This window comes from Chitinophaga fulva (assembly GCF_012927205.1).
Lineage (GTDB): Bacteria > Bacteroidota > Bacteroidia > Chitinophagales > Chitinophagaceae > Chitinophaga > Chitinophaga fulva.
The window spans coordinates 3,483,103-3,495,282 of sequence record NZ_JABBGC010000001.1 but is presented as its reverse complement, the minus strand read 5'-3'; the positions used below and the strand labels follow the sequence as shown (position 1 = coordinate 3,495,282).

The 12,180-nt window shown below is 47.6% G+C and carries 10 protein-coding genes; 5 read left to right on the top strand and 5 right to left on the bottom strand.

What is annotated here, in order from left to right; all coding sequences use genetic code 11:
- Nucleotides 1-3 precede the first annotated feature (3 nt).
- Nucleotides 4-480: a DinB family protein gene (locus HHL17_RS14265; protein ID WP_169225366.1), complete on the bottom strand. Its 477-nt coding sequence runs from the start codon at nucleotides 478-480 to the stop codon at nucleotides 4-6.
- A gap of 11 nt (nucleotides 481-491) precedes the next feature.
- Nucleotides 492-926, bottom strand: coding sequence for a DUF2867 domain-containing protein (locus HHL17_RS14260; protein ID WP_169225365.1), 435 nt, complete (start codon nucleotides 924-926; stop codon nucleotides 492-494).
- A 271-nt stretch (nucleotides 927-1,197) separates the two neighbouring features.
- Here HHL17_RS14260 and HHL17_RS14255 point away from each other — a divergent pair, with 271 nt between their 5' ends.
- The gene (locus HHL17_RS14255) at nucleotides 1,198-3,900 is read left to right on the top strand and encodes a carboxypeptidase-like regulatory domain-containing protein (RefSeq protein WP_169225364.1); all 2,703 of its coding nucleotides are present in this window, start codon (nucleotides 1,198-1,200) and stop codon (nucleotides 3,898-3,900) included.
- Between the two features lie 4 nt (nucleotides 3,901-3,904).
- On the opposite strand, the gene HHL17_RS14250 is transcribed toward HHL17_RS14255, so the two are convergent.
- Together HHL17_RS14250 and HHL17_RS14245 are read right to left on the bottom strand one after the other, a co-directional pair.
- Complete coding sequence (locus HHL17_RS14250; RefSeq protein WP_169225363.1) at nucleotides 3,905-4,807, bottom strand: DsbA family protein; 903 nt, start codon at nucleotides 4,805-4,807, stop codon at nucleotides 3,905-3,907.
- A 93-nt stretch (nucleotides 4,808-4,900) separates the two neighbouring features.
- Nucleotides 4,901-5,764 carry an OmpA/MotB family protein gene (locus HHL17_RS14245; protein ID WP_169225362.1) on the bottom strand — a complete coding sequence of 288 codons (864 nt, stop codon included), beginning with the start codon at nucleotides 5,762-5,764 and terminating at the stop codon, nucleotides 4,901-4,903.
- A gap of 285 nt (nucleotides 5,765-6,049) precedes the next feature.
- Here HHL17_RS14245 and HHL17_RS14240 point away from each other — a divergent pair, with 285 nt between their 5' ends.
- The 4 genes from HHL17_RS14240 (at nucleotide 6,050) to HHL17_RS14225 (ending at nucleotide 9,900) form a co-directional block, all read left to right on the top strand.
- Nucleotides 6,050-7,075, top strand: a complete 1,026-nt coding sequence (locus tag HHL17_RS14240) for a LacI family DNA-binding transcriptional regulator (RefSeq protein WP_169225361.1) — start codon at nucleotides 6,050-6,052, stop codon at nucleotides 7,073-7,075.
- A gap of 259 nt (nucleotides 7,076-7,334) precedes the next feature.
- Complete coding sequence (locus HHL17_RS14235) at nucleotides 7,335-8,420, top strand: SGNH/GDSL hydrolase family protein (RefSeq protein WP_169225360.1); 1,086 nt, start codon at nucleotides 7,335-7,337, stop codon at nucleotides 8,418-8,420.
- 235 nt (nucleotides 8,421-8,655) lie between these two features.
- The gene (locus HHL17_RS14230) at nucleotides 8,656-9,096 is read left to right on the top strand and encodes a hypothetical protein (protein WP_169225359.1); all 441 of its coding nucleotides are present in this window, start codon (nucleotides 8,656-8,658) and stop codon (nucleotides 9,094-9,096) included.
- Nucleotides 9,097-9,231: 135 nt separating this feature from the next.
- The gene (locus HHL17_RS14225) at nucleotides 9,232-9,900 is read left to right on the top strand and encodes a DUF1349 domain-containing protein (protein ID WP_169225358.1); all 669 of its coding nucleotides are present in this window, start codon (nucleotides 9,232-9,234) and stop codon (nucleotides 9,898-9,900) included.
- An 81-nt stretch (nucleotides 9,901-9,981) separates the two neighbouring features.
- Here HHL17_RS14225 and HHL17_RS14220 read toward each other — a convergent pair whose 3' ends face one another.
- Nucleotides 9,982-12,156 carry a S9 family peptidase gene (locus HHL17_RS14220; protein WP_169225357.1) on the bottom strand — a complete coding sequence of 725 codons (2,175 nt, stop codon included), beginning with the start codon at nucleotides 12,154-12,156 and terminating at the stop codon, nucleotides 9,982-9,984.
- Between the last annotated feature and the right edge of the window lie 24 nt (nucleotides 12,157-12,180).

The window sequence follows — 12,180 nt, the reverse complement described above, 5'->3', positions numbered from 1 at the left end:
AGGTTACTTCCAGGCGTTCAATAACCGGCGTATGGCAATAATCTCACCGGTATGATAACTGGTATGGTCTGCTATCAGCACCGCTTCGCGGAACAGATGTTGCCCATCGCCATAGGGGAAGGGCTGGAACAGATCGGCATCCGGCGCCTCCAGCAATTCCACAAAAGCATGCGTGTCGGCCTTGATCTGGTCAAGGCTCTTCTGCCATACATGATCATTGGCCGGCAACGGTGTTTTGGGCCAGTAACCTTCTGGCCAGCGTGGTGATTTGTAATCGGCATCGCGGCTGAATTCGAGAATATCGGCCTGCGTTATCCGGATGTGTTCTACCAGCTGCCAGATGCTGTAAGGCAGCTGATCGGGCACTACACCCCTCAGTGCTGCCGGCAGGCCCTTAACCGCCTCAGCGAAACTTACATGTGCGTGGGCTTTCAATAACAGGTCTTTCAGTGTCTTAATGATCTCCTTTTTGATCTCCATGGCAACACAGTTTAAATGAGTTTACGGATCATTCCCGGAAATATAAACCCGTGAAAGGGCAACATACTATACCAATACAATTTTCCTGCTAAACCTTTCGCGTTGAAAGAGGCCGTCTGCACCAAATAGCCATCAACTATCCTAAACTCCAGCCAGGCTTCACCCGGCACCTTCATTTCCGCATATAATAATAACCGGCCCGCTTTGCGGTCTGCTATGTGTACACGCCACACATCCAGGTAATCCCCCACCTGTAAATCGGACGGATGCCTGCGGCCCCGCCTTAAGCCCGGGCCTCCCGCCAGTTCGTCCATATAACCACGCAACTGCCACATCCAGTTGCCGTAATACCACCCGCGTTGTCCTCCTATGGCCCATATCCGCTCCAGCGTAGTTTTCCTGTCTGTTATTTTCTCCGTTCTTTTGTCTTCAAAATATTTTATCATTTTTTAAAATATTTTATCACCTTTGCTTTGCTACAGCCCGCAAATTTACAGCACAACGCCTTGTAAACTCTAAAATTTCACTTTGTTAATCGTTGGTCGATAACAATCGCTTAACAACTGTTTACGAAATTGAATTTCCGCAATCCCCTCCACAAGTGCGAACTTAGACCCGAATCACCAATGAATCATACCGTCGGCACGTGCGGTGAATAACCAAAACAATTCGAAGAACCCGCTAATATATTCATACCCTCATGCACAGGAAAAACTAATGCAGGCCACTACAACTGGATTCAACCAAATCAAACGGCAACTGGTCCTCCTTTTGCTGGGTTGTTGTGCCTCCGCAACATTGTACGCACAACATACCATCAAAGGGACCGTCTACCAGAAAGACACAAGAAAAACGCTTCCCGGCGCAGCAGTATTGCTCTACGATGAAAAGGCACGTATAAAAGCCCAGACACAGTCCGATGAACATGGTAATTTTACGATTGAAAATGTACAGATCGGCTTCTACCGGCTACTGGTCAGCTTTATGGGCAACCGCACTGAAATGATTCCCGTGGAAGTCAATCCCAGAGTAAAAACAGTTACTTTCAACTATATACAGCTGTCACCCAGCATCAGCCTCAGCAGAGTGGAAGTAAAAGCAGACCGGCCACTCATGTCTATCCGAAAGGATACCATCGAGTTTAACGCAGGCGAACTGCCTACCCTGCCCAATGCCAACATGCATGAACTCATCGAAAAAATACCCGGGCTCACTATGGACGACAACGGTAACCTTTATTACCTGGGCTCCCCCATCAAAGAACTGTTTATTGATGGACGCTCGCTGCTACAGAACATGGGCAATGTTAAACGGGTCATGGAAATACTGAAAGCCGATCTCGCTGAAAAAATTCAGATCTCCGACAAGAAAAATATTTCCGGTATCACCGAACCCGGTAAAAATGAAAAAGTGCTCAACATCGTCGTGAAAGATGCCATGAAAAAGGGTGTCCGTGGCACCGTTACCGGAGGATGCGGCACAGAGGACCGATACAACGCCGGCACTACCTTCAATATGTTCCGAAAAAAATTCACGATGCTGGGCGACATACTCGCCAATAATAACAACACCCAAAGCGATGCCAGTACCAACTATCAGGGCAGCTTCATGGGCAACAGTCAGCAGGGGACCAATAAAATATTCAATGTCGGCACCTATTCCACCATGGAAATCAGGAAGAAAATCAAGCTCAGTGTAAACCTGAGACACCAGGAACAGGATATGACCAGCAGTGAACTACAGGAGCGGGAAAACATCTTTGCTGACAGCAGTACATTCTACCATACCAATACCCAAAAACACCAGATCAGCAAACGAAACGGCGGCATTCTCTTTATGGATATGCAGCCCAATATCAATAATAAAATTATTGTGGCAGCAATGGTGGAGAGGGAGAGTAAAGAAGTACATAACAACCGCCTGTACAACACCACCACCAGCCGTATGGACACGCTCAACACCGGCATGCTCAACAACAACGACAGCGCTGTCAATAAAACGCTGGACGTTACTACCAGCTATTCCCATAAATTCGGTAAATCAGGAAGGATACTATCTCTGCAAACATCACTGAGAAAAACCTGGCAATACAGTTATCAGTTCAACATCAGCCAGAACAATGTTTTCCGCCCGTTGTACAGTGCAGATACCATCAATCAGCATGTATCACCGAAAAACGAGGTGTACAGTGGCTCCATATCCGCAACATACAGCGAGCCAATCGGAAAATACTGGTCACTGGCACTCTACTATTCAATTCAGAACGCCATCACCAAGAACCGGCAAAACACCTACGATTTCAATATACTGAAACACGACTATATACCGAATGACTCATTGACGTACCGGTTTGACAGCAGGATCATCAATCATACTGCGAAACCGTCCCTGACTTATAACAGGGGAAAATTGATGCTCATCGGTTCTGCCGGGCTTTCACTCAGTACGCTCACCAGCGACAACTACACCACACGCAATAAAGCCGTGCGGCACACCACCTATGTGGACCGCGCGCTCAGCGCCATCATCAAAATAGATCCTTTTAAAACCATCAATATTACACTCAACGGGATCACGCTCCCGCTGGATGCCCAATTGTTATGGCCTATCAACAACAACAGTAATCCGTTGTATATACAGCTGGGCAACCCGGGGCTGATCAATGCCTTCGCCAATTCCCTTTCGTTCAGTTATTTTTCCAACAGTATTAAAGGCATGGCCTTTGCGCACAGCCTCGAAGGAAGATACATCCAACATTCATTTTCCACGGCTGTATTCACGGATACCCTCGGCAGACAGGTGAGCATGCCGATTAACGTGTCCGGCAACTGGGGCATTAACGACAACACCATGCTGGGCTTCAAGATCAAGAATCCCGGTATTACGGTCAATTACAGCAACGCATTTGAATACAACAGAACTATTTCACAAATCAATCACCTCGATAACATTGTAAAAAGATACTCGCTGCTCCAGCTCCTGGCGGCTTCCTTCAACTGGAGAAAAAGGATGGAGTTCACAACGAGGATCGGCATAGATTACAGGGGCAATATGCTTTCGCTGCAAAATGATCATTACACCGATTTTGTTCAGTATACCCTTGCGCTCAATGTAAGCGCCTGGCTGCCACTGGACTTTAATGTTGGCTCCAACATTCAGTACACCAACAATACGGATGCCGCCACACACTTTACACTGCTCAATGGATGGTTCGGCAAAACATTCCTCCCCAACAGATCATTGTCTGCCAAGTTCTATGCATTCGACCTGCTGCGGCAAAATAAAAGTGTGGTAGCTTACTACGGTTCTACTTACCGGGAAAGGCTGGAAACCACCAACCTCGCCCAGTATTTTATGTTTAGTCTCACCTATGCATATGGCCGTAAAGGCACCAAACCACCAATTCCCAAAATGCCCTGATATATCAATGCGTCCACAATGCTCCACCGCCGGCGATGGTCACCTGTAGGTGCCCGTGCCGGTGAAATGCATCCAGTTGCGTATAGGCCGTTTCTATCGTCAGGTCGTTCAGCACCGCATATTCTTTGGTGGTCAGTGTCGGGAAATAGGAAAAAGTATCCAGTCCGCGGAGATACGTGCGCGCTTGTGCTTCGGGGAACAGTTTATGCAGCGTGGTGATAAATACCGAATAAGGTTTAGCGCCATATACCAGCTCTTTATTTCCACCGGTGTTAATCATAAATACGGAAGGAAATCCGCGTACGCCCATTTGCGCGCGCAGTTGCAGGTCCTGCTCAAACAGCGCAGGAGCGGTATTGTCAAAATCACGTTGCAGCTGTGTAATGTCCAGCTGCGCATAGGTAGCAGCTGCCAGCACTGGTCCAGGGCGGCAAATATTCTTTTTTTGCAGGAACAGCATTTCACGCAGGCGGCGCAGGAAAATCACGCTTTTATGTTCATCCTGCAGTTGCGCTGCTTTAAACCATATAGAAGGCGGATAAGAAGACGGTAAAGGATCTTCCAGCCATACGTTGCCATCTATCGGCATCTGGTAATGACCACTCACTTCTTCCCAGTGATGGGCCACATCAGAAGGACCGCTGATACCACCGGAATTGTACACATCCCAGGAAGGCAGCAGCCCTCCCATATGATAACGGATATCGAGCAAATGGCCGTATTCCAGCTTTAAGCGGCGCCATTGCGGTTCAATGCCCCAACAGGTGGAACAGATAGGGTCAGTAAAATAAATGAGCTGCAGCGGCTTGTCAGTTGGCAAGGTCGTATGCTCTCCGCCGGCTGCTGCTGCGGCGCCGGGAATCTCACAAACGCCGGTCGCCGGATCACAGAATAAAGGTTCTCGCATGATATAAAAACGTAAAGGCTGGAAGGTACAATAAAAAAAGAAGGTCTGCATAACAGCATGCAGACCTTCTTTTTTTATTGTAACAGGATATGATTAGTTGCCGGCTGGTTTTTCCAGTAATTTGAAGAACTGGTCCAGTTGCGGCAGGATCACGATTCGTGTTCTGCGGTTAGCGCCGCGTCCTTCCGGTGTATCGTTGGAGGCTACCGGTTGGAATTCGCTGCGGCCGGCTGCTGTCATACGTGCTGCCGGTATCTGGTACTGGTTCTGCAGAATACGTACTACAGAAGTAGCTCTCTTCACGCTCAGGTCCCAGTTGTCAAGCAGTACGTTCGGACGGTAAGGTACGTTGTCGGTATGACCTTCCACCATAAACTCGATATCAGGCTGATTGATGAGCACTTTGGCTACTTTGCCCAATACTTCTTTAGCGCGTTCGGTCACATCATAGCTACCGCTCTTAAACAGCAGTTTATCGGAAATGTCGATATACACTACTCCTTTTTCTACTTTGATGTTGATGTCCTTGTCATCCATATTGCCAACGGCTCCTTTCAGGTTCATCACCAGTTGCATGTTCAGGGAGTCTTTACGTGCAATAGCAGATTGCAGGTCTTTGATGTAGGCATCTTTCGCACCGATGTTGTCCAGTGACTTCTTAATGCTTTCCGCCTGGGAATTGGATATAACAGACAGCTCTTTCAGGTGGTCCAGCATCTGTGAGTTGTTGGTTTTCAGCTGGGTCTGTTGTTCCTGCAGGTTATCCATCTTGTCTTTGTAGGCAGCTGCTGCCCTTGCGGCTTCTTCTTCACATTTTTTTCGCTGGTTCTCAGTAGCCCTGTACATACTATCCAGTCGCGCATACCTTGCTTCAGACTCTCTCAGTTTCCTGGGAGCGGAGCAGGAGGCCATAATGGTGATAAGTGCCACAGGCAAGGCTAAGTGTTCTATCCTCATACAATAGATTTTAAATAAAACTAATCTAACAAATAAAATATATAAAAAATGGCAGAGGTACAATGGAGGATGCACGAAAATAGCAAATAACAAGCCGAAGAGTACAAGCATTAGAGAATTCTAATCCATTTACATTAAACTACTTTTTTATATCTTCAGTTAATCCATGTAAAGTCAATTCGTTAAACGAACCCATAAAAAAAAGTTAATGTTATTCAAGAACTAAGTAACTTGGCAACCTGGGCGTATTGCTGAATCTATTTTCCATTAATTGCTGTAAAATGTATGAGAAAGGTGGTTTCTTCGGGTCAGCCAACAATAAAGGAAATTGCAAAAAGGCTGAATATCTCTGTATCTACTGTATCAAGGGCCTTACATGACCATCACAGTATCGGTTTGAGGACCAAAGCCCGGGTGAAAGCGCTGGCAGAGGAACTGAACTACGAGCGCAACCAAACGGCGGTTTATTTTCAGCAGGGTAAAACCTTTACCATAGGCATCCTGTTGCCCGAACTATCGGAAGCTTTCTTCTCCAGTGCCATCAGCGGTATAGAAGATACCGCCTACAGTAACAACTACACTGTGCTGCTGGGGCAATCGCATGACGATGAAGCCCGGGAAAAGCAGATCATTCAGAGCATGAAACAACACCGGGTTGATGGCTGTATCGTGTCTATCGGTAAAAACACCCGCAACTACGATCACTTTGAAATGTTGCGCCAGGCACGTATTCCTGTAGTATTCTTCGACCGTGTGCCCGACCTCCACGATATCCATGCCGTATCCTGTAACCTGGAATCCGGTACCATACAGGCAGTGGATTTTCTGCTGAAAAAAGGGCACCGGGTAATTGGTATGATCAACGGCCCAGAACAACTGGTAGCCAGCAAAGAAAGAGCTACCGGATACATCAAGGCACTGCGTAAACACCGTCTCAAATACGACCCTGAACTGATTGTCAATGCCGATCTCACCGCCGCCGGCACAGACGCCGCCATGGAATACCTGTTGTCACTGAAAAGAAAAGTAACCGCTGTAGTCACCTTCAATGACTATGTGGCCATGGATGCTGTTCAATACGCACTTAAAAGAAAACTGGAAATAAATAAGGACATTACTTTTGTATCTTACGCCAACACGCCGGTTAGCGGGTATACAGCTTTTCCGCCGGCTGCCTCGGTGGAACAGTTTCCTTATGAACAAGGGCAGGCAGCCACCAATATGCTGCTGTCGCTGCTGAATGGAGAACATCCGCTCAACGACTATACCAATACCATTATGGAGTCACGGCTGGTGATACACGACCGGTAAAAAAAAGGAGACTTGGCGATAACCTTGCCACAGTAAGATACCGTGGCACAGGCAATCGACCTCATTGTTCGCTGTTCTGTAATTGCTGCTTAGAGCTGAATCTATTTTCTGTAATTGCTCCACTATTTTAGAGAATTCTTTCGACATTCCGTGTACGCAAACGCTTGCGTTATCCGCGCAAGCGTTTGCGTAAAGCCCCTAAAACGTACTTTTATCTCTCTTTTCCTGTATCTTGTCCGGTGCTAACCAATAATCACGTATGATGAACAAAACGATGCTATCCCTGATAGCAGTGCTCATGTGCTGCAACAGCCTCTTTGCACAAACACCCACCCTTGTTTACCACGATGCCAGGGAGTTCCCCGTAATTGGCCAATATCATCAGGAAACCAATTACAACCGGCTTCCGGCTAAATACGAAAAAACAGTAAGGCCAGCCGTATGGGCGCTAAGCCGCAATTCCGCCGGCATCGCCATCCGCTTCCGCACCAATGCCACCACCATCGGCGCCCGCTGGAAAGTGCTCAACAACACTTCCATGAACCATATGACAGCCACCGGTATCAGAGGCCTCGATCTCTACGCGCTGGTCAACAATACATGGCAGTTCGTTAACAGTGCCATCCCTGAAAATGGTTTTAATTCTGAACGTGCCATACTCAAAAAAGGCGACAGCACCTGGCGCGAATATGTGCTCTTCCTCCCATTGTATGACGGTGTAGATTCCCTCTCCATCGGTGTCAATGCAGGCGCCCTCATCGAAAAACCACAGCAGCCCCTGTTGCTGGACAAAAAACCCATCGTATACTACGGCAGCAGCATCGCCCAGGGCGGATGCGCTACCAGGCCCGGCATGGCATATACCAACATACTTGTCCGCCTGCTGCAACGCCCCATTGTCAACTTCGGCTTCAGTGGCAACGGCATGTTTGAAACTGCTGTAGGCGAAGCCATCTGTGAAACAGACCCATCGCTTATTGTCATCGATTGTAATCCGAATACTTCCCCTGAACTGATACATGAACGCGCGGTGAAACTGGTAACGCAACTACGCGCCTGTAAACCCCAAACAAAGATATTGCTGGTGGAGAACTACATGTATGAACATGGCTATTTCGAAAAAGATGTACGTGATATTGTATTCCGCAAAAGAGCGGAACTGAAAAAGGCTTATAACGATCTGCTGAAAGCCGGTGTTAAAAACCTCTATTACCTGGGCGGCGACGGCTTCCTCGGTGAAGACCATGAAGGTACGGTAGACGGCGTACATCCCACCGATGTTGGCATGGAACGCTTTGCAGCACATATTCTCCCTACCCTGCGCAAACTGACCAAAGATCAATAAACACTACTCATGCCGGATGATAAGCCTTACATATGTTAATTTCCCTATTTAATGAATGTTAAAATTATCATCCGGCACTAGCTCTCTCTTCCTTGGTAGCGCGGCGTTCTCGCCTTATTCCGTGGTCATGCCATTTTTGTGTAAAAGCCTCCATTTCCCCGCGCTGAGCTGTTTTCCAGCCAAATGGCCGAACTTTATATCGCAAAAAATCTATTCATCTGTAAATCTTAAGATTATGAAAAAGATGATGATTTATCTGTTAGCCACAGGAATCAGCGTATTTGCAGCGGTTCCTGCTCATGCCAACGACGCTAGCCGTCACCGGCACAGGACCAAAGAGGAAAAACGAGAAGCCAGAGCCGAAAAGAAAGAAGCCAGAGCTGAAAGAAGAGAAGCAAAAAGAACAGGTATGACCATGATGAATACTACCAACCCCATGCCTGGTACTACCTACTACAATACCATGATGTATCCGCAGACAGCATTGCCGGTAATGGTGGATTATATTCCTGCCGAAATCCTGTCTAATCTGAAAACAACCTACGGCTCCGATCTGTATGATGTTACTTCCATGAAGTGCAACAATGGTGGTGATTGTTATACTGTACGCGTTATTAAAAACGGCGTTGTACAAACTTTCGTAGTAAATGCTGATGGTAACACTGTTGTACAATAACAGTTTGTCATCTCCTGCTCAACAACCTGATCATCACCGGTCAGGTTGTTGTTTTTTGTCCTCCCTGTAGTTTTATCGTTTCCTTGATTTTTAGTTTATATATTGGGCGCCAGTATTTATTTTAAAACCACGATAGTGAAAAAGAAACTTTTTGTACTCGGTACCCTGGTCCTGGCATTTTTCAGCGCTGTAGCCACTCCGGCAGACAGCGTCCGGATCAAAGGCATACCCTATCCCTGTAGCTGGATCAACACACCGCAAAGCTTTAATGTGGCGGCCGACAGCCTCTCTATCACCGCTGCACAAGGCTCTGATTTTTACAATTATCCCGGTGGCAACTACAACATTGCCACTGCTCCCATCCTGGTTTTTAAACCGGATGAAAACTTCGTGCTCACCGCTAAAATCAAAGTGGACTTCAAAAAAACGTATGACGGTGGCGCCATCTATGTAATGGCAGACTCCACCCAATACATCAAATTCCTCTTTGAAAACAGCCATTACGGCAAACTCGCGGTCTGCTCCGGCGTCACCAACACGTATACTGACGACAGCAACAATGCTGTTACCAGCAAAAACGAAGTGTATTTCCGGCTGGCGAAATCAGGTAATATGTTTGGGCTCTTTTATTCGCTTGAAGGGAAAACCTGGGAAGCGGTACGGCTGGTAAACTTTGTGCCTAAAGCTCCCATCAGGGTTGGCTTTTCGTCCCAGTCACCACTGGGAGAAAACTGCACCAGCACGTTCTCAGAAATTGTCTATACGCCAGGCGTATTTAAAGACGCCAAAACAGGAGGCATGTAAAACATGTAGTACTACGTTATAAAAAGAAAGCAGCGAAGGAGATCTCCTTCGCTGCTTTCTTTTTATAACACTGATATTGGTTTATTTCAGCTGTGCATCGAAATAATCGGTGATTTTCTGCATCAGATGTACTCTGTCTTTGCCGAGTACATTATGCAGGTGACCGGGGTACACAAAATAATCTAGCTGTACGCCATTATCTACACAGGCTCTCAGAAAATTAATAGAATGCTGCCATACCACCACGTCATCATTGGTGCCATGTATCAGCATCAGATGTCCTTTCAGGTTTTTTGTTTTGGTAAGCAGGTTGGAATTGGCATAACCTTCCGGGTTCTGCTGCGGGGTGTCCATGTAACGTTCGGTATACATCACTTCATACATGCTCCAGTCAATCACCGGGCCGCCGGCCACTGCTGCCTTAAACACGTCCGGGTGACGCAACATCAGCGATGTGGTCATAAAGCCACCGAAGCTCCAACCATGTACACCCATTTTCTGCTGATTCACATAAGGCAGTGATTTCAGATAAGCCACGCCTTGCAGCTGATCATTCATTTCCACAGTGCCCAGCTGACGGAAGGTGGCCTGCTCGAAGGCCATACCCCTGTTGGCACTGCCGCGGCCATCCATGGTAAATACAATGTATCCGCGTTGTGCCATATACTCGTACCAGAGGTTGCCACTGTATGGGAAAGTATTTTTGATCAGTTGCACGTTAGGCCCGTTGTACAGGTATACAATCACTGGATATTGACGGGTACTGTCAAAGTCCACCGGCAAGATGAGTTTACCGTAAAGCGGCGTACCATTATCTGCTTTCAGCGTTACCTGCCTGATTTCCGGCCGTTTGAAATTTTTCAGGGGATCTGCTGCCTGCAAGACCGTCCCGGTGTATTTACCATTCAGTCCTGTGATAACAGCCGAGGATGGCACCTCTCCGGAACTGTAGCTGTCCAATATATAATCGCCATGGCTGCTCACCTGAATATCATGCCAGCCGGCAGCCTGGTCCAGGCGACGCAGCGCGGCGCTCTTCAGGTTTACGGCATAAGCATGTTTTTCCATCGGGCTTTCTTTGGCTGCGGTGATGATCACTTCATTGCCGGCAGCATGAAAACCCTGCAATTCATTCACTACCCAATCTCCTTTGGTGAGTTGTTTTAGCAGCTGTCCGCCAGTGTTGTACAGGTACAGGTGCGTATAGCCGTCACGGTCACTCCACCAGATGAACTGATCGGGTTTGCCGGACACAAAAGTCAGCGGATGCGACGGATGCACATATTTGGGATCTGTTTCTTCAAAAAGTGTTTTGATCAGTTCTCCCGTAGTGGCGCTATACTGATTCAGCCACAGGTGGTTCTGGTCCCTGTTGAGCAGTGCCACGTAAACAGACTGCTGGTCAGGTGCCCAGGTAACACAGGTCAGATAATGATCTGCTTCACCCGTTGTTTTCAGGAAGACGGTTTTACGGGTAGATGGCTGGTAAACGCCCAGTGTTACTTCGTGGGATTTACCACCGGCCATGGGATATTTGATGATATTGGCGTGAGCAGGCACTACAGACCAATCGATGACCGGATAGTCATTCACCATCCGCTGGTCCATGCGGTAGAAAGCGACCAGGTCGCCGTTGGGAGAAAAGAATATTCCTCTGTCGATACCAAATTCTTCTCTGTGTACGCTTTTACCGTTCACGATATTGATGTCGGCATCCTGTGTGATGGGTTGTTCCTGACCATCGGCCGCACGCACGAAAAGATTATTTTTCACTGTATAGGCAATGTAGCGGCTTTTCGGATTGACCGTTACATTCTCTGCGTCGTGAGGCAGGGAACACCATTTGCTGAATTGGACAGTCCCGTTTTGAACAGTACCGTTGTAGAGGTCATTGCCGATGCTAAACCAGGCGTGGGTATTGTCTATCCAGTGCAGCGGGGGCAGGCCACGTAAAGGTGTTTTGGAAGAAAGCTGCTGGTTGAGGGTATTCAATGTTAACAGGGTATCTGTTTTAGGCAGGGCTTTGCCTCCCAGCACTGTGTACTTCACCCAAACCTGCTGGCCGCCGGCTATCACTGCTCTGGTGTAGGCATTTTCGCCGGGCACCCATTCAAATTGTTTCAGTCGTTCCGGCGCCAGGTCCGCACGAAGGCCGTTGGTGGCCTGTGCCATGGTATACAGCTGTTGTTGGGCATCGGCGTGTTGTACCCCGACGGCCATACAACCAGTCAAAAGCAATATCAGTCCTCTTTTCATCCTTACATTTTAAGGTTCCAAATG